Origin of the sequence: Paenibacillus silvae (genome assembly GCF_014639235.1) — a bacterium.
In the GTDB taxonomy this organism is placed as follows: domain Bacteria; phylum Bacillota; class Bacilli; order Paenibacillales; family Paenibacillaceae; genus Paenibacillus; species Paenibacillus silvae.
Map to the genome: position 1 here is coordinate 371,354 of NZ_BMFU01000002.1, position 23,639 is coordinate 394,992.

At 40.1% G+C, this 23,639-nt stretch carries 22 protein-coding genes and 2 pseudogenes; 5 read left to right on the top strand and 19 right to left on the bottom strand.

What is annotated here, in order from left to right; genetic code table 11:
* Nucleotides 1-28 precede the first annotated feature (28 nt).
* Together IEW26_RS07625 and IEW26_RS07630 are read right to left on the bottom strand one after the other, a co-directional pair.
* A complete protein-coding gene (locus tag IEW26_RS07625; RefSeq protein ID WP_188591931.1) occupies nt 29-2,617 on the bottom strand; it encodes a non-ribosomal peptide synthetase in 2,589 nt (862 codons plus the stop codon).
* A 460-nt stretch (nt 2,618-3,077) separates the two neighbouring features.
* A complete protein-coding gene (locus IEW26_RS07630) occupies nt 3,078-3,776 on the bottom strand; it encodes a thioesterase II family protein (RefSeq protein ID WP_188592383.1) in 699 nt (232 codons plus the stop codon).
* A gap of 917 nt (nt 3,777-4,693) precedes the next feature.
* Between IEW26_RS07630 and IEW26_RS07640 the strand changes: the two genes are divergently transcribed.
* Together IEW26_RS07640 and IEW26_RS30305 are read left to right on the top strand one after the other, a co-directional pair.
* Nucleotides 4,694-5,134, top strand: coding sequence for a GNAT family N-acetyltransferase (locus IEW26_RS07640; protein ID WP_188591933.1), 441 nt, complete (start codon nt 4,694-4,696; stop codon nt 5,132-5,134).
* Nucleotides 5,131-5,796, top strand: a complete 666-nt coding sequence (locus IEW26_RS30305) for a YczE/YyaS/YitT family protein (RefSeq protein ID WP_373288439.1) — start codon at nt 5,131-5,133, stop codon at nt 5,794-5,796. Before IEW26_RS07640 ends, IEW26_RS30305 begins: the two co-directional genes overlap by 4 nt.
* Nucleotides 5,797-6,086: 290 nt before the next feature.
* Here IEW26_RS30305 and IEW26_RS07650 read toward each other — a convergent pair.
* From IEW26_RS07650 to IEW26_RS07665, 4 genes and pseudogenes are all read right to left on the bottom strand, one after another.
* Nucleotides 6,087-6,825: pseudogene (locus tag IEW26_RS07650) on the bottom strand (family 43 glycosylhydrolase); the annotation flags it as partial.
* Between the two features lie 25 nt (nt 6,826-6,850).
* Nucleotides 6,851-7,654, bottom strand: coding sequence for a carbohydrate ABC transporter permease (locus tag IEW26_RS07655; protein ID WP_111270949.1), 804 nt, complete (start codon nt 7,652-7,654; stop codon nt 6,851-6,853).
* 46 nt (nt 7,655-7,700) lie between these two features.
* Nucleotides 7,701-8,597 (bottom strand): carbohydrate ABC transporter permease, encoded by an 897-nt coding sequence (locus tag IEW26_RS07660; RefSeq protein ID WP_188591935.1) that lies wholly within the window; start codon nt 8,595-8,597, stop codon nt 7,701-7,703.
* An 84-nt stretch (nt 8,598-8,681) separates the two neighbouring features.
* Entirely contained in the window at nt 8,682-10,019 is a 1,338-nt protein-coding gene (locus tag IEW26_RS07665) for an ABC transporter substrate-binding protein (RefSeq protein ID WP_188591936.1), read from the bottom strand.
* A gap of 607 nt (nt 10,020-10,626) precedes the next feature.
* Between IEW26_RS07665 and IEW26_RS07675 the strand changes: the two genes are divergently transcribed.
* Nucleotides 10,627-11,808: a multidrug effflux MFS transporter gene (locus tag IEW26_RS07675; protein ID WP_188591937.1), complete on the top strand. Its 1,182-nt coding sequence runs from the start codon at nt 10,627-10,629 to the stop codon at nt 11,806-11,808.
* 270 nt (nt 11,809-12,078) lie between these two features.
* Here the strand turns inward: IEW26_RS07675 and IEW26_RS07680 are convergent, their stop codons facing one another.
* The 5 genes and pseudogenes from IEW26_RS07680 to IEW26_RS07695 all read right to left on the bottom strand — a co-directional run bounded on the left by IEW26_RS07680 (nt 12,079) and on the right by IEW26_RS07695 (nt 15,288).
* The gene (locus IEW26_RS07680) at nt 12,079-12,912 is read right to left on the bottom strand and encodes a class I SAM-dependent methyltransferase (protein WP_229729729.1); all 834 of its coding nucleotides are present in this window, start codon (nt 12,910-12,912) and stop codon (nt 12,079-12,081) included.
* A gap of 77 nt (nt 12,913-12,989) precedes the next feature.
* Entirely contained in the window at nt 12,990-13,127 is a 138-nt protein-coding gene (locus IEW26_RS07685) for a paeninodin family lasso peptide (protein WP_111270869.1), read from the bottom strand.
* 185 nt (nt 13,128-13,312) lie between these two features.
* Nucleotides 13,313-14,278, bottom strand: coding sequence for a quinone oxidoreductase family protein (locus IEW26_RS07690; RefSeq protein WP_188591939.1), 966 nt, complete (start codon nt 14,276-14,278; stop codon nt 13,313-13,315).
* 18 nt (nt 14,279-14,296) lie between these two features.
* Nucleotides 14,297-14,485: pseudogene (locus IEW26_RS30735) on the bottom strand (amino acid kinase family protein); the annotation flags it as partial.
* 134 nt (nt 14,486-14,619) lie between these two features.
* Entirely contained in the window at nt 14,620-15,288 is a 669-nt protein-coding gene (locus IEW26_RS07695) for a Type 1 glutamine amidotransferase-like domain-containing protein (protein WP_188591940.1), read from the bottom strand.
* 482 nt (nt 15,289-15,770) lie between these two features.
* Here IEW26_RS07695 and IEW26_RS07700 point away from each other — a divergent pair, with 482 nt between their 5' ends.
* Complete coding sequence (locus IEW26_RS07700) at nt 15,771-16,400, top strand: hypothetical protein (RefSeq protein WP_188591941.1); 630 nt, start codon at nt 15,771-15,773, stop codon at nt 16,398-16,400.
* 74 nt (nt 16,401-16,474) lie between these two features.
* Nucleotides 16,475-16,612, top strand: coding sequence for a small, acid-soluble spore protein, H family (locus IEW26_RS07705; RefSeq protein ID WP_188591942.1), 138 nt, complete (start codon nt 16,475-16,477; stop codon nt 16,610-16,612).
* A gap of 124 nt (nt 16,613-16,736) precedes the next feature.
* On the opposite strand, the gene IEW26_RS07710 is transcribed toward IEW26_RS07705, so the two are convergent.
* The 8 genes from IEW26_RS07710 to IEW26_RS07745 all read right to left on the bottom strand — a co-directional run bounded on the left by IEW26_RS07710 (nt 16,737) and on the right by IEW26_RS07745 (nt 23,388).
* Nucleotides 16,737-17,015, bottom strand: a complete 279-nt coding sequence (locus tag IEW26_RS07710) for a barstar family protein (RefSeq protein ID WP_229729730.1) — start codon at nt 17,013-17,015, stop codon at nt 16,737-16,739.
* 199 nt (nt 17,016-17,214) lie between these two features.
* The gene (locus tag IEW26_RS07715) at nt 17,215-18,108 is read right to left on the bottom strand and encodes a polysaccharide deacetylase family protein (protein WP_229729731.1); all 894 of its coding nucleotides are present in this window, start codon (nt 18,106-18,108) and stop codon (nt 17,215-17,217) included.
* Between the two features lie 265 nt (nt 18,109-18,373).
* Nucleotides 18,374-19,303 carry a DUF3298 and DUF4163 domain-containing protein gene (locus tag IEW26_RS07720; RefSeq protein WP_188591944.1) on the bottom strand — a complete coding sequence of 310 codons (930 nt, stop codon included), beginning with the start codon at nt 19,301-19,303 and terminating at the stop codon, nt 18,374-18,376.
* A 108-nt stretch (nt 19,304-19,411) separates the two neighbouring features.
* Nucleotides 19,412-20,296: an anti-sigma-V factor RsiV gene (rsiV, locus tag IEW26_RS07725; protein ID WP_188591945.1), complete on the bottom strand. Its 885-nt coding sequence runs from the start codon at nt 20,294-20,296 to the stop codon at nt 19,412-19,414.
* Nucleotides 20,296-20,808 (bottom strand): RNA polymerase sigma factor SigV, encoded by a 513-nt coding sequence (sigV, locus tag IEW26_RS07730; protein ID WP_188591946.1) that lies wholly within the window; start codon nt 20,806-20,808, stop codon nt 20,296-20,298. The genes rsiV and sigV overlap by 1 nt, the downstream gene beginning before the upstream one ends.
* A 432-nt stretch (nt 20,809-21,240) precedes the next feature.
* A complete protein-coding gene (locus IEW26_RS07735; RefSeq protein WP_188591947.1) occupies nt 21,241-21,561 on the bottom strand; it encodes a putative quinol monooxygenase in 321 nt (106 codons plus the stop codon).
* A 172-nt stretch (nt 21,562-21,733) separates the two neighbouring features.
* Complete coding sequence (locus tag IEW26_RS07740; protein ID WP_373288455.1) at nt 21,734-22,057, bottom strand: winged helix-turn-helix transcriptional regulator; 324 nt, start codon at nt 22,055-22,057, stop codon at nt 21,734-21,736.
* Nucleotides 22,058-22,389: 332 nt separating this feature from the next.
* Nucleotides 22,390-23,388: a glycoside hydrolase family 43 protein gene (locus IEW26_RS07745; protein ID WP_188591949.1), complete on the bottom strand. Its 999-nt coding sequence runs from the start codon at nt 23,386-23,388 to the stop codon at nt 22,390-22,392.
* Nucleotides 23,389-23,639 lie beyond the last annotated feature (251 nt).

Consider the following 23,639-nt stretch of genomic DNA (forward strand, 5'->3'; position numbering starts at 1 on the left):
CTTTACAACTCCTTTTCATGCACTCAACTTATTCATTGGATAAATCAGTTAACTTTTTACTGTTTAACGTTCGTGATTTAGGCATAATAGCATTTCTTTTCTTCTTACCTACTGATGACTGATTTACAGTTTTACTACTTACTTTTGCTGCTACTTCTACAATTGTAGGCTCACTTAAAAACTCATTAAGGGTTAATTTCACTTCGAACTCCCCATTAATACGTGAAATAACAAGAGTAGCAAGTAATGAATCTCCGCCTAATTCAAGAAAATGGTCATTTATCCCTATGTTATGATTATCAATCACATCCACCCATATGTCTTTTATACGCTCCTCTAATAGACTTCTAGGAGCCACATAATTACCGGAATTCAAACTTTCCATTTGGTGGTTAGGTAATTTTTTGCGATCTATCTTTCCATTAGTTGTTAGAGGTAGAGAATCCATTTGAAGAAAAACAGTTGGCCACATGTACGAGGGAAGGAAATCTTTCAGATATTCTCTCCACTCAGCAGTCTGTTTTTCATCAGAACTCTTTTTTTCTACAATTAGATAAGCTGCTAAGAAGATTCCTCCTTTCTCATTAACACGATCAATTACCACTGCCTGCCGCACGTTTGGAGCTCTTTCTAAAACTTTTTCAATTTCTCCAAGTTCAATACGGTGTCCCCTAATTTTAACTTGGCTGTCTGTCCTTTCTATATATTTTATCTCTCCGTTTGCGAGCAATAATGCAATATCTCCAGTTCTATAAATCCTTTTTCCTGGCTTAAATGGATGTTCTATAAATCGTTCTTGATTTAATTTATCTCGGTTATGATAACCCCGGGCTAACCCTGCCCCAGCAATACACAGTTCACCTTTTACACCAATAGGTTGTAATTGCATATACTGGTCCATAATGTAGCATTCATAATTACATAGTTGGTTACCAATGGTTATATCATTAGAATTCTCCAATTCTTTTATAGTAGCGTATACAGTAGTTTCTGTAGGTCCGTATATATTAAGAATCTTAGCATTAGTGACATCACGTACTTCTTCAAATAGTCGCGGAGGGAATGGCTCGCCTCCCATACAGATTAGTTTTAAAGATTTTAAGCAATCTGTATGAAGATTATCATTTAGTAACATTTGAAGACGTGCAGGAGTTCCAGGTAAAATCTCTATTTTATTATTCTTTATCAGTTCATTGAGCGCCATTGGGTCATGTTGTTCAATCTCATTTGCAATGACTACTTTAGCTCCATATGCTAATGCTATAAGCGATTCAATTACAAAAATATCAAAGGCTATACTAGCTAAAGCTACAATTGAACGGTTTTTATCAAAGCATAAATGTTCTTTTACTGCATAATATAAATTCCTTATAGAATGGTGTTCAACCATGACTCCCTTTGGTTCCCCTGTAGAGCCGGAAGTATAAATAATATAGGCAAGTTCATTATCATTAATAACAAGGTTTAGCTCAGCTGTACTCTCTGTTTCAATATTTTTCATTTCAACCTGAAGGTCTATTATTTTTGCATCTGAAGTATGAAGCTGCTGTCTCAAAGTCGTTTCACAAAGAACAAATTTTAAGCCAGAGTCACTCATCATAGATGCTAACCTCTCAGATGGATAGGCAGGATCAAGAGGTACATAGGCGCCCCCAATTTTGAGAACAGCCAGCTGAGAAATGATAATTTCTGCAGAACGACTTAGGCAAATCCCTATGATATCTCCCTCACTAGCACCTTTCTTTTGTAAGTAATAGGCTAATTGATTCACTTTACAATTAACTTCCTGATAGGTAATATGTTTCTCTCCTACAACTATCGCTATTGCTTCAGGATTTAAGTTTACTTGTTTGGTAAATAAATCGTGAATCTGTCCTTCTTTAGGTAACTCACAAGAATTTTCACATATTTGATTTAGCAAAAGATGATGTTCTTCCTCTGTTAGAAGAGATGTTCTGTTGAACAGACTCTCCGATTCATTTAACATACAATGCAATAAAGTTTCAAAGTGCCCTATCATTCGCGTTACATCGTTTTGAGAAGCTCGGCTTTTATCATAAACCATATGAAGTATAGTTTCTGATTGATTTCTTAACACGTAAATGCCTAAGCAGGTACCACTATGTTCTTGAAAATTTACTATTTGACGCACCACTTTCTCAGAACTTTCATCAGAAAAGTTTGTCATATTAGTAAATCCGTACAGAACCTGAAATAATGGACTTCCCTTCCTGCATTCTGCTTGCAATGTTTTATAAGAATGGCTTTGTTGAGTATTGTTCAGTTCTTTTTCAACTTTCTTATACAACTCAGTGAAAGTAAGTTTTTCATAACCAGTCATATTCATTTCGAATAGAAAAAATTTATCAACCTCTTCAGTAGTAGAACTATTTGAATTAATTTTTGGAGAACCAATTAAAAATTCTACCTGATCAGTATACCTATGTAAAAGGATGCTCAATACAGTAAGTATTGCTGATTCACTATCATAAGTCGATTTATCTAAACCTTGTTCGATATGACCTGATAATTTCTTTTTATAAACAGCGTACCCGGAATCAATGCCTTTTGTAAAAGGAAGACTTAATACGGGTTGATTGTTTATAAGATTTTTCATACTATTCACATCTCGCAGAGAAATCACTTTATATCACCATTACCCTTTCAAGTTCTTTATGATTTTACAAATAAAGTAATCATGCTTTTATTTTTGGTATTAGATTATCGTACACCTGTTGCCTTTTATTTCCTTTTAATAGTTGAATGTCTAAATTAGTACTAATTTAACATATAAAAATTAAAAATAATGTCGAATTTTGAATTTGATGTTATTTTATTTTTATAATACCTTTTTTAGGATTTAATTTCTTGGTTCACATTGTTCTTATTGTTCCAATATTGTTTCCTATTGAAATCAAATACTTTATGAATGTATGGGTTTATTTGTGTTATCCAATTACTCTTTAAAACTTCCTTACCAAAGCCTTATAGATTTACATCATATATAAATTGAGGTTCAATCGCACCTTACTTTAACTACAGTTATTTAGTTGTTTTAACCACACAATTAACTCTATTTAGTAAAGATAAGGAAATATTGCTCCTTTAATTAAGTCACATATCTTAGAGTAGTTTGTATTCACAAAAAAATGGTCTCCGGAGATTTCATAAGAATCGATTGTTCCTTCTGTATATTCTCTCCATGCTAAAATACTTTCAGCCTTCATCCCTTCGTCACTACCATAAAAGATATTCAAATTTTGTTTTATTTTTTTTTCTGTACTAGTCTCGCTATATTCGCTGATTATTTTGAAATCTGATCTTAAAACTGGTAGAAAAAGAGCCATTAATTCATTATTTTCGAAAATCTCAGGAGGTGTACCGTTAAGTTTTTTTACTTCATCTATGAATAATGAATCTGGAAGGAGGTGTATATCTTGAGAAATATGATTGAAACGAGGTGCTGCTAAACCAGAAATAAATACATGTTTTGGAGATAACGTTTGTGACTGTTTAATTAGCTCGTAAGTAATTAATGCTCCCATACTATGTCCATATATTGCATAGTTCGAACTGGAGATTTTCTTATTGATCTGTAATTGAACGTCAAGTACGGCTTCGTTTAACGAATTGTATAAACCTTCACTGAATCTTCCTGCACGCCCTGACAATTCAATAGGGACAACGTCTATCTGTGGAGATAATATTCTTTTCCATTTATTATAAATAGTAGAGGAACCACCGGCATAAGGTATACAAAATAATTGGATACTAATTCACCCTTTCTTATTTATTTATTCCATTTTTTTCTTAGAAATATATCATAAATTTATTCACTCTACAATATTTTACAAAAAAACTTAATAATAAAAAATCAAATGATGGTTTTCGAATTGCATTATAGCTGCACTGCGAGGGATGTGTTGTTAATGTGTACACTAAAGAAAATTTCGATTTTAAAATACCTATCCATCCGTATTTACCTCATATCAAGTTTTTTCGTTCGTAAGAAATGTAAAAACTATCCTACATTACACTGCTTGTTGTGGTTTTAACTACATCGCATTATATTTAGATATTCATCTAATCGGAAATCGGACTATGTTCTTGTCCATTCCGGCAATCGGTACAAGTTCTTGTCCTTGGCTCGGGACAAGAACTTGTACCGATAAAATAAAAAAGCCGCTATAATAGCGACTTTGATGGGAATATGTTCTTGTCCCTCGACATCATCCCACTGATGACTGACTGAAAGCAGTTTTTCCATCCCGATACGGGTATTGGAAAACACACAGTCCTTTCCCGTTCGATCCCCCTGTAGTCGATGGCGCGAGCCACATGGATTTCTTTCGCAATATCCTCATGGGTTCCACGCCCTTGAACGTATACCCAAATCATCAATCTCCCATTGTCCATCCACTATCTCTGTCTCAATTGCAAGCCAGATGAAAAATAAAAATCCCCCCTTCGTTTCCAACGGGAGGATTTCGAGTTTAGGCTCCTGCATAAAAGAGCTTATCAGGGATTTATTATATGTTACATATCCTTCTTTGATTGTTCATGGATCAATCGTAGTCCTTTAGCTCCTCATTTTGTTGTATTTACAACAAAAAAATTATGATTTATAATCATTCTAAAAGTATGTTTAATTTGTTTTTAATTACAAAATGAATTTCTGAAAGGATTAAAAGAAATGAAATCAAAAAAAATAGACTCCATTGAGGGGCTCAACATCGCTTTTCAAATAAGAGAAGAAGTGTTTGTGAAAGAACAAAATGTACCACTTGAAGATGAGTTTGATGATTATGATAATTTAGATGGACAGTGTGAGCACATCCTGGTCTATTTTAATGAACTACCCGCCGGAACAGGCAGAATTATTATTCGAGATGGCGTAGGTAAATTAGATCGAATATGTATCTTAAAACCTTATCGCCAATATGGTCTCGGTAAATTAATCGTTACATCACTGGAAGAGATTGCAGAAAATAAAGGAATATCCAAAGTTAAATTACACGGACAGGCACATGCAGAGGGATTTTATCACAAGCTAGGATACCAGACTACCTCCGATGTATTTATGGAAGATGGAATACCGCATTATCTAATGGTGAAAGATTTATTATCGAAATGATGCCGTTATCACGCGTAAATCAATATTTAATTTATGCAATAGGTATCTTGATTCTAACTCTTGGCATTACGTTGACCATACAATCAGAGCTTGGAAGCTCTCCATTCGATGCTCTTCTGGTCGGATTGTCCCTAAACGTAGGTTTAACTGTTGGTAGCTGGGAGATTATCATTGCTTTAGTTATGATATTTTTCAATTCGTTGCTACAAAAACAGAAACCTGAATATTTGGGATTAGTAACTGCCCTTATAACAGGCTTTTGTATTGACTTCTGGCTGTTATTGTTACGGACTTGGGTGGCCCCTGACCTATTGTTTTTCAAATTTTTGTGTTTCGGCTGCGGTTTGATTGTTGCAGGAATAGGAACCGCCTTGTATCTACAGACCAATTTTGCACCGATTCCGATCGATCGATTAACACTCTCACTCAAAAAAATAACTCGAACGAATATATTTTTTGCAAGAACTCTGATTAACATTGTATTCCTGTTCATGGCATTCATTTTTAATGGACCCATAGGTATAGGAACTGCACTGTCTGTCTGCTTCAGTGGGGCAATTTTAAATGTCTTTATGCCATGTATTGGTAAAATGATAGAAAAATTGAGATCATCAGAACCAGGAAGTAATGAGGTGAATGGAAACCATTCCGCTCGGCAATGACACATTGTTCTTGTCCTTGGACATTTATCAACGTGTGACTGAATTTCGCCCTCTTCTTTCCATAGTTCATTTAGCTCATTTATGTATAAAGTATTTAATAACAGCAATAGCTTAAGCATTCCGTGAATAACATTTTTATAATTTACGTGATCTCTTTCCTCTTTAAGCAAGGTTAGTCCCACTTAACTCTTCGACTTGTTTGTTAAGCTATCCTGCCCTTAGGATATGGTTCGGCGTATTATCTTTAGAGCGAAATCGAAGGCACACAGTAGGGTGCCTTCGATTGTTTGCGACTTCCGCCATGAGGTGGCATCGAGCAAATCAGCATCCGCGTCGGCTTCAAGTAGACCCATGCAATAATTGTAATCGGTGGCGCTAGCCGAGTAAGAGAGGAATACCCGATTACCCTTGCGAAGAAATGCCGCGCCTTCGTTCACTTTATAACCAATGATCTTCCAGTCATATTCCGGCAGCGAAATCATCGTTTGCGGCCCAGTCAGCGTCCATGGATTGCTCATTGTAGATATATACAGATTAGAGTTACCTGCAATATTCGGATCCTTTTGTGCCCATACGTAATAACGGCTGCCGTTATGCTCAAAGGTAGTGGCATCGAGGGCGAAGCTTTCCCATTCGGTACGAACCTGCCATCTTTCCATCCAGCTGCCTTGGAGCGGATTGACATTTTCATTCTCTAGCAGGTACATCCGATGGTCGAACAAGCCTTCATTCGTATCCGTCGTGTGTGCGGCAGCAAAATATACGTACCATTTGTCATCAATAAAATGAAGTTCGGGTGCCCAAATATTGGCACTAAGGATACCAGTATCGCGCCTTTCTCCAGATTACTACAGGAGTAGATGTAACAAGCTTTTCAAGGTTCTGAGCTCTACGGATTTCAATCGGATCATACTCCGGAACGGATGCTACGAAGTAATAATAACCGTCCAAATGTCGGCAAATAAAAGGATCTGCTCTCTGTTCAATTAATGGTTGAATGTCGTGTGATGCTCGTTGTTGGATTTCCATCTTATTACCTGTTTCATAATATATACTACCCTTTAACAGCACCTGCAGTCATACCGTCTATGAAATATTTCTGAAAAGCAATGAATAGTATGAAAATTGGAACGATGGAGAAAAAGGAGCCCACGATCAATAGGTCATAGTTATTGCCATAAGGAGTTAACAACGTTTTCAAACCGATTGGAAGTGTATATTTACTCTGATCTCCGAGCACCATGAATGGCCACAATAGATTATTCCAGCTATTCATACCATTCAAAATGGCCATTGCTGCAAAGGATGGCTTCATAATCGGCATAATTAGTCTGAAATAAATCGCATACTCGTTTGCTCCATCAACCCGCCCAGATTGAATAATCTCTTTGGGTATGCTTCGTAGATATTGCCTGAAGAAAAATATGGTCGCGGCATTGGCTATACCGGGCAGAATGATTGCCGAATAGCTATTCACCATTCCCAAATCATTAATTAGACTGTACAAAGGAACCAGCAGTATTTCGAAAGGCACCATCATAATGAGCAAAACACATATAAAGAGGAAGTTCTTACCTTTAAAATGATAAGCTGCAAAACCATATGCAACAAATGCGCTTACAAAAAGTGTTAAAACCACTTGAACGATTGTTAAAATCATACTATTCCAAAACCATACAAAATAATCATGTTCTCCAGTAAATAGATAGATGAAATTATCAAAACTCATGATTTCAAAATCCAAACTTAGGTTAAGACCATATCTAATTAATGATTCACCTGGTTTAAAGGAAGATAGGGCCACTGCGTAGAATGGGATCATGATTATAACGAATAGTATAACGAAGAAACAAATCATTACTATTCTAGAGATGAAATCACTCCTCGTCTGACTTTTGCCCACTCTAATCCTCCTCCTTTTTGAACATTCCACTAAATTTCAACTGCGTTAAATTGATAACCATAGCAATGACCAACAGAATGATACCAACTGCAGCTGCGTAACCCAGCTTATTCTGCTCAATCCCTTGTCTATACAGGTATCCAACAATGGTTAAACCAATATTTTGAGGTGATTTGTTACCGTTAAACATCATCAGGCTCTCGGTAAACATGGCTAACCCTGCATAAACACTAATTGTGGTAACATATACCGTGGTCGGCTTCAATAATGGCATTGTGATCATTCTGAACTTCTGCCAAGCAGATGCCCCGTCAATGGAAGCGGCCTCATAATATTCATTGTCAATGCTTTTCAAACCGGATAGATAGTAAAGCATGTTAACGCCCGTCCATCTCCAACATGCGAGGATTAACAGTGCTGCCATACTCCAATTTCCGTCTTTCAAAAATTTAATAGGCTCTATACCCAATAGACCCAGGAAGCTGTTCATTAATGAACCATCCATTTCGCCGAATGTAAGGCGGAAAATAGTACCCGCAACTGCGACAGATGTTAATGCAGGGAGAAAGAACGAAGATTTAAAAAACTCTCTTCCCATCATTAACTTACTGTTGATCATAACGGCAAATAACATGGGAAAGGGAATTAACAGCACTAAGGTTCCTAACATGTACACAACGCTATTTTTAATAGATATCAAAAACACTTTATCAGTAAGCAATTTCGAATAGTTCGCTTCACCAATCCATTTAGGATCCTGTCCCAGCATCCGATCTTGAAAACTCATTACGAATGAATTTATAAGCGGATACAACCAGAAGATCGAAAATATGAGTATAAATGGCAATACAAAAACATAAGGCGCAACTTTTTGAGAGTATACAAATTTCTTTATCATATTCTCAATCTCCCTTGACTATGGTTAAACCTGCCGACAACTATACCTGCCAACAGGTTTAATCGAATCATTTACTTATTATATTTATTTCAATTCTTGTTCAATGGCTGCTTGTGCTTCATCCAACGCTTCCTTCACGTCTTGGCCATCTTCAAAGATCGCATTCAAAGTAACCGTATTGAATATATTGCCGATCGTCGGTGACGCTTTAACGGATTTAATCGCTTGAATTTCGTCCTTGACTTCATTCAAAGTATCAAATGCGTTTGTTTTAAAGTATTGGACGTATTCATTTTCAGGGTTTTTCGTAACTGCATCATCTTTCCATACTTCCATGTTGATTGGGTCAAATCCAAGTGTATTCCAGATTTCAGTAGTAGCTTCTTTCGAAAGCTTAGCAAAGGCTACAAATTCTTTTGCCAGCTGAACGTCAGTACCATTCTTAGTAACAACTGTGCCAGTACCGCCTAAGCCAACGGAGCGAGGGTTACCTTCTTCGAATACAGGCAATGGAGCTATTGCATACTTCCCTTTAAGGTCTTTCATTTCGTTTACAAAGCGGGACATGTACCACTCAGGCATTAATGCACTTGCGTAGTTGCCTTTGTTATATTCGCCTTTTGCTTCTTCTGTGTCAGGTTGTCCGCCAGGGATCGTATGAATAACATTGTTCTTCTGCAGATCGACTAACATTTCAAGCGCTTTAATCATTTCAGGCGAATTCACTTTTGGATTACCATTTTCATCTGTGAAATCAGCATTTTGCTGAGCTAGCAGCAGCGATGCTTGGAACGAAGCTGACGTATCAGCAGTACCTAAGTACTTGCCAGTCCTTTCGTAAACCTGGATACCTGCTTGTTTGTAATCTTCCCACGTTTTGATGGTCTTGTAGTCAACACCTGCTTGTTCGAGAATTTCAGTGTTGTAGAAAGCAAGCGTAGCACCTACGTGATAATCAAAGCCATAAACCTGATCTGCTTTGGAGTAAATCTCGACACGTGAAGGAACAACAGTGTCTTTGTATGGTGCAAATACATCATTCAAAGATTCCAGGGGAACGTTGTCACCTTCCAAAAATTTAGGGAATTTACCAAGCTCGATATCCGCGATATCAGGAGCACCTTTTCCGCTTGTAACTGCCAATAAGAGCTTGTTGTGCATATCATCGTAAGGCATAACCGTTACATTCAACTTAATCTGTTTGTCTGGGTTCTGTTGGTTCCATAACCCCAGCATTTTATCCAAATGCTTGCCGTGCAGATCTACGAATGTCCAAAATGACAATTCTGTTGCATTCTCACCGGCATTAGCCCCTAATTGCTTTGTTTCCGTTTTTGAACCAGAAGGATTACCACATGCAGTAAAGACAAGTGACATAATAAGGAGTGTAACGATGGAGATTAAAGCACTGCGTTTTTTCATTTGTTCGTCATCCTCTCTTTTTTGTTATGCATTTGAAAAGTCAGCTGACTAGTTAGTTCTATTCATTTAAGCGGTTACAATCCATCTTGGGACCACCATCCTTAACATAATAATTCTAACCATTCAAAGAAAAGACCCCTTCGCAACAATTTCTTAGATTCCATGCTGTAAGCGCTATACATGCCGTACTAATATATATATGAAATAAGCTTTATATAACCAATTGATTATAAAATCATAAAGTTTGCCGGATATATGTTCTCCCGGCTACCATCATCGTAAAACCCCCATAAAAATAGGCCAACCAAAAAATTCTGGCTGACCTAATAATATGAAAGCCGCGAATAGCGACTTGAACCATGTTTCTTGCCCAATCCGTAATTTCTTGCCCTGCTGCCAGCGCTTGTTGATTTTCCATATCAAGCATGTTAACCTATGTCAAGTATTAATAATGATTGCAAACCCTCCTACTCTTATAATAATGAAAGGTAATTCAGCAAATGATGATTTATAGTCGTCTCGCCATCATGATGCCTCCCTTTCCCTAGCTAGGCTCATATTCTTGTTATCATAACAGAGTATAAGCTTGTAGGAGGGCTAACATATAATGAAGAAATATGCAGTACCATCATTGCTTTTAATGATTGTTCTTATCGCTTTTCCTCAAATCAGCGAGACCATCTACACTCCATCGCTGCCAGATATCGCAGCAGCACTAGGTGTAACCAATAGTTCAGTACAATTCACGTTAAGCATTTATTTTATAGGATTTGCCTTCGGCGTCTTCTGCTGGGGCTGGCTGTCCGACTTGATTGGTCGTAGACCTGCAATGCTGGGCGGTCTCACCGTATATGGGATTGGAAGCTTGATGTGCTTTTATTCGGCATCGATTCAGTTGCTTCTCATCGGCCGTTTCGTACAAGCTTTTGGTGCCGCAACTGGTTCGATTATCACCCAAACCATGCTTCGAGAAAGTGTACCTGGAGATAGAAGACATGTGATGTTTGCCCAAATCTCTGCTGTCATTGCTTTTACGCCGGCAGTTGGACCACTGATTGGTGGTTGGATTGATCAGGCCCTTGGCTTCAGATGGGTATTCTTGGCGTTAGTACTGATGAGTGTATTGTTGTTCATATATGCTTTTCTTAGACTGCCAGAGACAACGAACGTTTCTTTGAGATCCAGGGTGGCCATACTTCCGGTTGTACAAAAGATGCTAGCTATGCCGCGTGTACTGGTGTTTGGGGTATTGATCGGTGGTATTAACGGTGTTTTATTCAGTTATTATGCCGAAGCACCCTTCATCTTCATTGAACACTTTGAGTTATCGCCTGGCGTTTATGGTTTTCTTGGCATTATTGTGGCCTTGGCAGCGGTGGTCGGTTCAATGATCTCCACAAGATTATTGGCCGTTTACACACCGGAAAAAATCATTCATTTGGGTTGTCTGGTCATGACCAGCGGAGCTCTGCTCCTGACCCTTGGAAGCAGCTTGTCTATGCTGCCCAATCTTTTACAGATCATCTGCATGTTAACTGCCATGTTTATTCTGTTGATTGGCGCAGGTATCGCTTTGCCCAATTGTCTAAGTCTTGCTCTTGTTCATTTTCAAGATGTAATTGGCACAGCAGGTGCCATATTCAGCTTGGGCTACTACTTGCTGGTAAGCCTTACGACATGGGGAATGGGTGCTCTGCATAACGGTTCATTGCTGGTAATGCCCTTATATTTTCTGGTCGTTAGCTACGGAATGTTATTGCTTGGAAAAAGATTTATATCTGAGGAATAATATATAAGGATAATTCATTAGTATTATAAATATTACGAAGAAATGTCCCGGGGCACATTTCAAAAAAATAGAAGCAGTCCAGTACTTTTATCGTATCTGGGCTGCTTTTATTTTTAAATCTTTAACTCCATCATAAACCTTAAAAGGCACCTCTGTAGAGAGGTACCTTTAGCTATATTATCCGCAAGACATGTTTCTGGCTGAGCAACGGATAAAACATTGAATAAGTCTTCAGATTTCAAACACCCTAAATAAATTTAGTTGTCAATGTTATACAGCCTCTCTTTTTCGGAGTACCACTACGATATCTGTCTGAGGTACAAATAAATTGTAATTTGTTACATGCACTTGTCTCGTTTCGGTCACGGATTCAATCTTTAATTCAGGAGGAATACAGCGCTCGATGTGAGTAATTAATGTTTCTTTGGTAAATCTCCAAATTACACCATCAATCGAAGAGTTCGCCATATAACCACCGTCCGTTACAGAACCTGCAAGAGACTTGAGAATAACCGGGTCCGCAATAATGATAGAACCACCGTCACGTAACAATCTGCAGCTCTCAATGAAGGCTTTTTTGTGATGACGAATGTGATGAAAGCTTCGTGCAAACAAAATCATATCGCAGCAATGTTGAGGTAAAGAAGTCGGCTTATCAATGAAGGCATGGATATACGAATCAAACCTTCCCCACTTCTTTCCAAGTTTCAGCGCATTTAAATTCGGATCCATATTGAGAAAACGAATATCCTTCTGCTTGCGAAGATACTTGTTCAATAAACCTGTACCACAGCCCACCTGAAGAACATCGCCCCTTAAAGGGGGTAAAACTTTGTAGACATTATGAGGAATAGGAAAGTTTTGAACGTACATGGCTAATTCGTAGAGAACCGGATAACGCTCTTGCAATCGAACCAACTTACTGGTGTAGAAAGGCTTACGCTTTTTGTGACGTTTAAAGTCCCATTTGTTCAAATAGTAGACGGGGGTTAACAGCAAGAACAGAATAATAAAAACTCCTTGCACGCCATAAATTCCAATTTTGCTGAAGCGATCATTGAATTTATGAGACATCGTTTGTTTAGAAGTATTGAAAATGATCACTCCTCTCTCACATCGAAAAAGCCGCCCACAGGCGACCTTTTGAGCAAGAATACGATTTTCAATTTGAAGTATGGTTATCAGGATGTTGGATCATATAGGTCTGCATCATGTTCTTCGAGCCAATCAATTTGCCTGTATCCATAGCCAGCCATCGTTTGCTGCACATCCAGCACCTCTAATTCCGGTGCCTGCCAAGGCGCTTTTTTCGTTTCCATCGGTCCTCCCCTCCTTTCTACAAAAACTGGAATCAAGATGCGCGCAGCCTTACATTATTTGCGCGATATTTTTTAAGATACTATATGTATCTTTAAGAGGATTATAAGATACAATACGTATCTTAGTAAACAAATATTTCATCCCTTTCTATGGGTTAAGTATTCCCATGTAGCGCATACGATTTTTATGGTCTTAGTAAGATTTTCCCCGTGCTTTTCCGGCTTTCCAGAAATTGATGCGCTTTTCTTCCATCTCGTAGTGCAAATACCGTAGGCTCGGATACCGTTATTTTCCCCTCTTCGATCCAGCGGAACAACTCGGCTGAACGGGTTGCCCGTTCCTCGCGGGAAGTAAGGAAATTCCAAAGATCGCCACCAGTCAAAGTTTTTGACGTATCCATCAACATCCTTGGATCAACTGGAGCAGGGTCTCCCCCTGCCATTCCATAAAATACAACCGTCCCCCCAATGCGAGTGACTGCAAAACTATCCTCGAGCGTGGAGCCTACGGAGTCATAGACAACATCCACACCTTTTCCGTTTGTCTCCTCCATGACTTTTCTTTTCCAATCTTCCGAGTACAAAAAAACCTGATTTCCTCCAGAGTTCTTAACTGCCAATGCCTTCTCCATGGAGGAGGTTAAACCAATGACCTTCCCACCGAAGAGCTTTGCCATTTGCACAAGCAACTGTCCAACGCCCCCTGCTGCGGCATGAACTAGAATTACATCATTCTCCTTAACCGCATAACTATCTTTTGTTAAATAGTGGGCAGTCAATCCTTGCAATAAAACAGAAGCCGCCTTGTCAAATGAAACGGTCTCTGGAATAGGAATTGCCTTTTCTATAGGAACAGCTACTTTTTCTGCGTTAGCATGGGGGACATCTGCAAATGCAACAGGGTCGCCAACGCTGATTCCCTGGACATTAGCTCCCGTTTTTTCAACGACTCCTGCCCCTTCATAACCTAAAATAAACGGGGAGTTCCCAGTAAGATGATAGTTCCCTTTCCTTCTATAAATATCTGCAAAATTCAATCCGATGGCTTTCATCCTTACTAATATTTCGTCAGGCCCGATAACTGGATCCGAAATTTCAAGATATTCTAGTACTTCCGGTCCTCCGAATTTATTAAATACAAGTGCTTTCAAATGAGTGGCCTCCTCTTATATATTTTTCAAATGAAGCGAGCGAAATTTCCTCGCATCCTTATCCAATTTAGGGTCTGCGTTAAGAACACCATCAACACCTTGCTTTGCAACTAGTAAAGCGTCACAATGAACCTCGATGACTCTTTGTACTGAAGGATAGTCTGTTGTAACCTAAGGTTGACTGTTTCCCCTGCTACTGCTTACCACTACGAGAACCATTTTGTACATTGACAATGATTACACCAGATGAGAGCAGGAGAAAAGCAGCCTATCACGTAGATCAGCTGCTTTTCTTATTAATATTGGATTATTGTATCCCGATTCCTCACTGGTGAGGAATCTTAGAGCGTAAAATGCCTCCAATTCCCTTCGGAAACCACTTCTACTGCTCCATCGATCACCTTAATGGCGGTCTGATCATCGATTGCATATGCCGGTCCTTGAATCTCTGCGACCCAGCTCTCAGCTGCACCCATAGTGTTATCTGGCAGCATGACGTGATCAAGATGCGGAAAAATTGCAAAATCAACCAGTCCCAACGTTTCATCGCCACCGGTAGGTGAAGTCCACCCCACAAAGTATTTCCCGATCTTAGGTGCCATCACCATACTGCCGGCGCTCATTCCCACATAAACGGCCTTCAGTGAAGGCAAAAGTTCTGCCAGTCCGGATTGTCGCATCCAATGGTATAGGAAGAGAGCGTCGCCACCCGATACCAGCAAGACGTCTGTTTCCCGAACCAGGGGCTCCCAGTGGTCTCTACTGATACTTGGCAGTGCGGTGAGCTCCAGCACGCCTACAGACTTCCAACCCAGGTTGACCATGGGATTCTCGGATTTCCCGCTGATAAACTCCCAGGTTTTGACGCCAGGGCCAACCCAGGGGTGTCCGTACATCGCCGTGGGAATGCAAAGGGCATTGGAGTCAGCAATCGGCTTATCCAACATGCCAACTAACGCATTCTGTATACTTTGATTATTAACGCCTGCAGATGTCAGTAATAATTTCATACCCTCACTCCTAGTCAATTGACCTTTATAAATCCCCTTATTATCTAATGTTCGATAAAATGGTTATCCTGTCCTGCCTGTTACGCCATTGAAGAAGAAGCTTCCCCACTTAACAAAGCAAACCCCGCCACCAAACTGGTCTCTTGATCATAATCGATACTGTAGTCTGTTAAAAGAGACTAGCTTCTACACTTAGATATTAATCTTATCAGAAGTGGGAACATGTTCTTGTCCAATCCGACAATCAGTACAAGTTATTGTCCCTCGACATGTGCTATGTCTAATTCCCTACCACTTTCATTGTTATTCTATTAAGCCTAATTTTCTGTTAAATTAATTAGTAATGGAGAGAACATATCACTTTTAAAAAACGTTTGCATTTCTAATCATGGTACATTTCAACTTTTTAGTGTTATATGTGGCATATCATATATTTTATCTCCAAGCATATCAAAATTCTAGTCAGTCGTCTGAGGTGAAAAATGAACAGAACATTAGATCAATTGCGATACATCGAAAAATATGAAAGCTGGGAAGGGGCATTGGAGGTTAAAGCTTCGGTAGATTTGTTTAATACGGAGATATATTCGCTTACTACGTTTATCGATACTAATCATGCACTAACCACGGAAGATCTAAATACAATTCATTTTGTTAAAAAGCATTTTCACGAGATATATACGATCTTCTTAGAAAGTTTGTTGGAATGGCAATTATACGGGATAGTTTATGAGATATATGATGAACAAAATCACTCGTTTGAAACGATTTATCCTAAAGAAATAGAGGATCTTCATTCATATGTAGGTCTTCCTATACTTCAGATTCTACATGACCATGCCAAAGATGGGCATTCATACTATTCCCTTAATTTTAACAAACACTGCAAAATTTCTATTGAACATGGCTTTACAGCCCTATTCCATAAAAAAGAACTCATCGATCTCTCCGCTTCTGATATTGATTCTGTAATTAGCGGACTTCAATATATTGAACCCGATTGTTTACAGTGGGAAAAAGGTTTTTGGAGGTTAAAACCAAAACTTGAGAATAGTCACTACGATGAGCCTGAATTGATTAGAAACAGGTGGATCAGAGGCCTTTTTGATTAACGAGCAATATTAATCATTAAAATAAATTCTAAATTTAATTACTTTCTCTGCTTTTTAAAGCCTCTAAAAGTGTAATGAGAAATGTAATTTATCAGGATGCGCCGATCTTTATCCAGCATGTTAATGAGGATGAAACTGCTCGAATCTATCCGATAGGTAACTCGGAGCAGGAAATGACGGTACCTTTGTCCAGTTTAACTGAGCATCCCTAGTTTGTAACCTCGCTTCATTGCAGTCCTGTTCAAAGTGGTAATCAATCAAACGCACAAAAAAGCCGCTATATTAGCGACTTTGTATGGAAATGTTTTGTCCCTAGATAAAAGAACAAAGAACACATCATAGTTTTAAAATAAAGGTGAACAGTTCTTCTAACTCTTCATCGATTTCATAAAATAAATTCATTAATTCATCAGCATAATTGCCAAGAGCTCTTCTGCTCATTTGAAAATCAAGCCATTGAAGTGTAAGGGGCATAGAAACATGGCTGGTCAATCCGTCCCACAATGCTTCTAGGTTCTCAAAATAGATTTTGTCTAATGCCAGATTCTCTTGAAGAAAACGATGCAGCTCGTTTATATTACCAATTTTTTTTCCGTCTATAGTTATGTGATACACAAAAATACGCTCCCTTTGAACGTTACACGATCCTAAAAAATTCATCATACCTTGTTATAATTTCTTCAATTGAAAGATTATAACCTGTTACTTTTCGCATGAACAATTCTAACGGACCCTTGCAACTAGTTAGAATTGACTAAGCTTAATAAGCTGCTCACGGGTATTCCCTCTTTACTGTTAGTTTATCTAAGTTGAATCACAAGCGAGGATCGTGGCTAAAATTAACGACCACATGCTCATTCGGATTGTAAACCTCAAACTCATAGCCTTTTGCTTTCAGCAGCTTTAAAATCTGTGGTAGAGCCTCTACAGTCTGTTTCCGTTCATGCATCAGAATAACTTCTATATCTCGGTGTACGCCTCTTTGTATCCGGGATATAATTTTATTGGGCTGGCCGGGAAGGTCCCAGTCAAGTGAGTCCGTAGTCCAGTCCCACATTTTAAACCCTGCTGCCGCGATATCCCCTCTAAAGGCCTCACCAATCTGCGGGCTACTTCCATAAGGCGCTCGTATCAAATGTGGCGTATATCCAATCAATGCCTCGACCTTTTTTTGTACTTCTTTAAACTCATTCAAAAATTTGTCAGAGCCTCCGCTCTTATATAACTTTTTATAACTATGTGTCATACTATGCAGCCCGGGATAATTGCCTTCGTTCACCAAACGCTTCACCGCTTCCGGGTAGTAATCCAGATTCTCTCCAACCATAAAAAAAGTAGCTTTAGCATCATACTGGTTCATAATGTCCAGCAACTGCCCCGTGTATTTGCTAGGGCCGTCATCAAAGGTAATATATGCGACTTTCCTCACTTGGCCTAAAAATCTCGTTGGTTGTTCTTTTACGTTTGGCGATTCCTGAATGAGCCCTAATTGAGCAGGCTGTTGAATAACAGAAATGGGTGGAGGTGCTACCATCGTCTTTATCCAATGTGCCATACCGCTGAATGAGTATGTAATCCCCATAACAAGGAGAATCAAACCCATAAGCACCAAACTAAACTTTCCATAACGAATTTCCCTACTTCGTTTGCGACTTCCACCGCGAATTGCACTTCCGTACACTTTTGTTGATTCATGATGTAATTTCAAAGCCTTTCCACTTCCTATCATCTCATTTAATTAGAAAATCCTTTGAGTCCGTGCGGGTAACCTTCAATTGCACTTGCCTTACGGAAGCAAGACGGGCGAGTTGTTCGAAAAGTTTGATTTGCAATAAGAAATTTCAGCTATTGTGATTGGGTGGGCTAATTAAGCCGAGAAACAAGAATAAAGGCCACAGGCGCAAATGATTGCGGGCGGCCTTTTGCTATAATCGAACATGAGGGCGTGCAGAAAATGAGAAAAGTGTGCTTTTTTAATTTTCTGCGTGGGAGATCGTAATCTGACCTTGCTTGTCTTGGATGGACTTCAAATTCAGCTGGCGCAGTACGCTGGCTAAAGGCACCATTTGCTTGCCGTTTTTGCCGATGTAATGCTGGCTGGAAGGAATGATCGATTGTACTGCTCCGTGTACGTCTTTATGGTCCGGGAGCTTCACGGCAAATTCCGGCGTGCCGGTTGATCCCGGAGCGATGCTGTATTTTTGGAACACGATATATGCATGCCCGCCCTTCACGTAAAAGCTTTGCTCGGGATGTACGCCCTGAAACCCGTTCTCTCCTTTATAATAGAGCTCTTGGTCTGCAGCGATTTCGGATTTAATATGCTTATCCAGAATAGACGTGTACTTACTGCCGAACAGGTCTTCAAGCGTGATGCGCTTCGCCTCGGCTTCATTTGTGAAGTTGTACGTGTCTACAAGTGTCTCAGGATTGTTCATGCCTGTTCCCTCCGTGGTGATTTTAAGGGACACCAGGCCGTTATCCGAGCCGTTAGATGTCAGCTCATATTGGATCAACAGCTGGTAGGGATGCATGGTGTAGCCATTCTTTTTGGCCAAGGCGGCTGCTTCGACGGCAGCCTTTTCCCATTTTGCAAGATCCTTGGAGGCATGGGATTCAATGATATCGTTCAGCTGATCCTGATATTTGGTATCTGCGAGTCCTTGGAATACGGGAATGGTGATATCTGCCTTCAGCCATTTCTCAGATGAATGAAGTTTCTTGCTTGTAACCATCTTAGTGGTAAGAGCGGGATCCATAATCTGTCCGCTGCCGGAAGCTGACTGGACCTGTGCATGGACCTGTGCGGCAGAGAGCCCGGAAGCGGATACCATCAAAATGCTTGCCATGCCGGCGACAGCCAAGGTTTTGGTCCATTTTGTTGTATATTGCATCGTTTTCATTGTAATTTCCTCCTAATGATTAATAAATATTTAGTCGTATGTGGTTGATCTACCAAGTGCGCCCCCGCACAGTGCATCAAGGAGCGATTGTACGGAGCTAAACGGCTCTTATTGGATATACTCGTTGCTGACGAGCAAGTCCTGGATCGCCTCCGTCGGAATCGTAAACTCGACAACGCCCATGGAGCCAGGCGCTACGTCATATTCATTGAAGCTGATGACCAGCTTGCCGTCCTGATTAATGTAGAAATTCTGGTCCTTCGCGATGCTGCGGAACAGTTGCTCCTTCGGCATCTCCGGCTTGATCCCCGGCTGCTCAACCCAGTAAACCTTGCTCGGGTCGTCCTTCATCTGCTGACGCATTTGCTCTTTAATATTGTCGCTGATCACTTGGATATAGCGCTCATTGCTGAAGAGGCTCGGTAGTGTGATGACGATTTGGTTGACTTTATCGATCGTATCGTATTTGCGGGATTCGGCAGAGGATCCGGCTGATTCGACGACATAACGAGAAAGGGTCAACAGCCGATCCGTATCGGTGACGACTTCATAGCCGCTTTCCAGCCCGAGATGCCATTCCCCACCTTTTTCCAGCTGGGCTACTTCATCCTTGAAGCCCTCGTACAGCTTCTTGTTTTCCTCCAAATATTTGGTATTTAGGGAGTGTTCCAGTTCAGGATTGCCAGTGCCGGCAATGCCGGGCGTTTTAAGATTTACATCAGTGTTTTCGTTCTGTTCGGTATATTCCCGGATGGTGATCACCTTGACAATCTGCCCGAGCACCGGCACTTCAGACAGTGCCTTGGCGAAGGCAGGGCTGGTATTTACGCCGACAGACAGTAGGATACAAGCAGCAGCAGCGCTTACGAGCCAGGGCATGGCCTTTATTTTTGTTCGCCGGGAGGCGATCGTTCTGTTCACCATCTCATTTAATTCATCGGGAATAGGAATGGACTCATACTCCCGCCTCATCCTATTCAGCTTGTCACTCATTATCGTTTCTCCTCCTCTTGATCTTCCTCGCTCATGTTCACTCGAAGCTTCTGCAGTCCTTGATAGAGCCTTGTTTTCACGGTATTGAGATTCTCGTTAAGCACTTCAGCTATTTCTTCGATCTTCATATCTTCAAAAAAGCGGAGAATAATCAAGATCCGGTATTTGTCAGGCAGCTCATTCAGTGATCTTGCCAGATCCAGATCAGTATAATGGTCTTGGCTGCTTGGAAGCACAACCTCCAGTTTTTCTTCGTCCATGAGCTGGACTTTTTTCTGTTTTCGTATGAAATCCAGTGACGTTGTCACGATGATGCGAAAAAACCAGCTTTTTAATGAACCCGTATTCTTCAGGTTTTCGATGGACATGAACGCTTTGTGGATGACATCCTGTACGATGTCGAGAGCATCCTCTTTGTTGCGGACATAGCTGTAAGCTAGTCGATACGCCCTTTCCTGGTTTTCGGTGATGCATTGGATGAGAAGCTTTTCCAGCTTCCGGCCGACTTTCATTTAATGAGACACTCCTTTGGGCCCGCGCGGGTAACCATCAATTGCAATTGCCTTACGGAAGCAAGACGGGCGAGTTGTTCAAAAAGTTTGATTTGTAATAAAAAAATTCTGTCGTTGTGATCTAGCTACGATTTGGCGGGTCAATCAAGCCACGAAAAATTAAAAGACCCCAGCTTCACCGGGGTCTATTCACTGTCATATTTTCGGATATGTAAAGCAGAATTATGCCCGCCAAACTCAAACGAACTTTTGTAGCCAAAAAACATTAACCCGTTGGGACTAAATCACCTAAGTACCAATAAGATATCCATCTAATCAGTAATGGGAATAAGTTCTTGTTCTTAGCTTGGGACAAGAACTTTACTGAAAAATAATAAAAAGCAGCTGATCATATTAATCAGCCGCCTTTGTGTATTATTGCGCTATCGTTAGTTAAGTTAGTAATGTCAGTCTACTACCCCATTCACCGACTGGTTCAAGCCAGCTTACGATTCGATCATCAATAAGTTTAGTAAGAGAATCTTCATACTCAGCACGATAAGGTTTGTTTAGCTCGTGTTGAATCCAGCTTTCTTTTGTACCCCGCCAGATCTCATAGATGACAAGATCATCGGAGACAATAGCACTGACAAAGGAAGGTTCACTTTTGAAGTTGCTAATCATTGAAAATAGGCTTTCGCGGAATGAATCTTTCTTACCAGGCTTTATTTTAAAACGAATATTAAGAATTATTTGATTGTTGTTTGTTGACATCACTAAACACTCCTTTTATTAATTTTCTTCCTGGTCACAAGTTTATTATGTACTATGTATTAATATTGAACCAGTACGTACTTTTAGGTTATATAGTAACTTAAAAGTAATAATTGTGATGAAGTACAGAAAAAAAATAAAATTATTTTATTCTATATTTAATCTCCGATATTTATCCTTGTTTAATTGTCTTCTCTGCATAATCCTGCCCCCAATCACAAAGAGCTCGCAAAGTAGGTTCAAGTGACATACCTATTTCTGTTATTGCATATTCCACTTTTGGTGGTACCTGATTATACATTTTTCTTTTAATCAAATTATTACTCTCCAACTCCCTCAACGACTGTACTAACATTTTCTGTGAAATTGATGGTATGAGCCTTTTCAATTCACCGGTCCGTTTAGGTCCTTTTATTAAGTAATACAGAATAAGCGGTCTCCACTTTCCGCCAATGACATCTAACGTAATTTCCAGATCACAGTAAACCGTTTTCAATTGAGAAACACCATCTCTCATTTAATTTCCATTATTATAGTACAATTCTGGTGGACAAGCATGGTTATTCTCGTTTTGCAAGAGACTCCTTATAAATTTTGCTGCGTAATGAAGTTTTAACTACATATATTGAATTTATTGATAATAAATAAACCCTCCAATAACATCGAATGAATTCGAATCCTTAATTTGTAAGACCGTTATTCGTTATGTTGATCTGATTTATGTTTGAGTGGCGTATCTGATTCTCCTATCAAAAAAGCAGCCCCGTCAGGAGCTGCCTCATGTTATGCCTTATCTTGTAATCTTATCTGTTTCCCTAACCCGTCAGCTTAATCGGCATCCGGATAAGGATTGATCTTCTGAATTGTTCCATCTTCGTTGTATTTCAGCTCGGAATATTTAACGCAGCGCTTGTGGTTGACGCCTTCCGACAGGGAGCTGTCATGATAGAACAGATACCACTTGTCTTCAACTTGCACAATGGAGTGGTGTGTTGTCCAGCCGATAACTGGAGAGAGAATCTCTCCCTTGAATGTGAATGGTCCCATCGGGTTCTTGCCGATCGCATATACGAGCTTATGTGTGGTTCCTGTAGAGTAGGACAGGTAATAATAGCCGTTATATTTATGCACCCATGGGCCTTCAAAATATCTCCGGTCCTCATCCCCGGCCAGAATCGGATTCCCGTCTTCATCGACAATCGATATCTCGACAGGCTTGCCTTGGAAGGACAGCATGTCGTCGCTAAGCAGCGCAACTTGTGGACCAAGCGCCGGCTGGTCAGGAGCCGGTCCTTCTGCATCTGGCATGAAGCTGCCGGTCTGCCATTTCTCCAGCTGGCCGCCCCAGAGTCCGCCGAAATAGATGTATGACTGATTGTCGTCATCCACCAGTACTGCCGGATCGATACTGAAGCTGCCTTCCATATAATTGGGCTGCGGCGTGAACGGGCCTGCCGGAGACTCTGATGTTGCCACACCCAGACGGAAGATATCGTCATGGTCCCGTGCCGGGAAGAAGAGGTAATAGGTATTGTTCTTATAAGCTGCATCCGGTGCCCAGAGCTGCTTGGAGGCCCATGGAATATCTCTCAGATGCAGCGCTTCACCGTGATCGACCACCGGGGAATCGAAGCTGTCCATCGAGAGAACATGATAGTCTTCCATTTTATACTGGTCACCGTTATCGTTGCTCGGCTCGTCATGATCGAGGTCATGGGACGGATAAATGTAGATCTTTCCCTCGTAGACATGGGCGGACGGGTCAGCAGTGAAGATGTGGGTTACGAGTGGCTGGTGAGGCTTAGGTATTTGTTGTTGTTGTTTCATAAGGCATCTCCTTTGGTATTAAAATAAGTGAATCCTTCATGAATAGCGCTCAAATATCCGGCGATTACGGTAATTCATTGAATGCATCTCCTTCTGCAATCAAAGCAAGCGCTTACAATATATGTTGTAATTCTACACTCCCCGCTAGTTTTTTCCAATACACATACTAAAGGTCTTCCCCGAAAAAATGTACAATTCCCACCTATCGGATTACTGGAAAAATACACAAATTGCTCGCGTTTGGATTATTC

Coding starts and splice junctions, on each gene's coding strand:
- IEW26_RS07700 (WP_188591941.1), top strand. CDS start 15,771: ATGAACAGAACATTAGATCAATTGCGATACATCGAAAAATATGAAAGC.
- IEW26_RS07695 (WP_188591940.1), bottom strand. CDS start 15,288: ATGAAATTATTACTGACATCTGCAGGCGTTAATAATCAAAGTATACAG.
- IEW26_RS07625 (WP_188591931.1), bottom strand. CDS start 2,617: ATGAAAAATCTTATAAACAATCAACCCGTATTAAGTCTTCCTTTTACA.
- IEW26_RS07665 (WP_188591936.1), bottom strand. CDS start 10,019: ATGAAAAAACGCAGTGCTTTAATCTCCATCGTTACACTCCTTATTATG.
- IEW26_RS07735 (WP_188591947.1), bottom strand. CDS start 21,561: ATGTCAACAAACAACAATCAAATAATTCTTAATATTCGTTTTAAAATA.
- IEW26_RS07745 (WP_188591949.1), bottom strand. CDS start 23,388: ATGAAACAACAACAACAAATACCTAAGCCTCACCAGCCACTCGTAACC.
- IEW26_RS07675 (WP_188591937.1), top strand. CDS start 10,627: ATGAAGAAATATGCAGTACCATCATTGCTTTTAATGATTGTTCTTATC.
- IEW26_RS07640 (WP_188591933.1), top strand. CDS start 4,694: ATGAAATCAAAAAAAATAGACTCCATTGAGGGGCTCAACATCGCTTTT.
- IEW26_RS07705 (WP_188591942.1), top strand. CDS start 16,475: ATGAGAAATGTAATTTATCAGGATGCGCCGATCTTTATCCAGCATGTT.
- rsiV (WP_188591945.1), bottom strand. CDS start 20,296: ATGAGTGACAAGCTGAATAGGATGAGGCGGGAGTATGAGTCCATTCCT.
- IEW26_RS07685 (WP_111270869.1), bottom strand. CDS start 13,127: ATGGAAACGAAAAAAGCGCCTTGGCAGGCACCGGAATTAGAGGTGCTG.
- sigV (WP_188591946.1), bottom strand. CDS start 20,808: ATGAAAGTCGGCCGGAAGCTGGAAAAGCTTCTCATCCAATGCATCACC.
- IEW26_RS07655 (WP_111270949.1), bottom strand. CDS start 7,654: ATGATTTGTTTCTTCGTTATACTATTCGTTATAATCATGATCCCATTC.
- IEW26_RS30305 (WP_373288439.1), top strand. CDS start 5,131: ATGATGCCGTTATCACGCGTAAATCAATATTTAATTTATGCAATAGGT.
- IEW26_RS07660 (WP_188591935.1), bottom strand. CDS start 8,597: ATGATAAAGAAATTTGTATACTCTCAAAAAGTTGCGCCTTATGTTTTT.
- IEW26_RS07720 (WP_188591944.1), bottom strand. CDS start 19,303: ATGAAAACGATGCAATATACAACAAAATGGACCAAAACCTTGGCTGTC.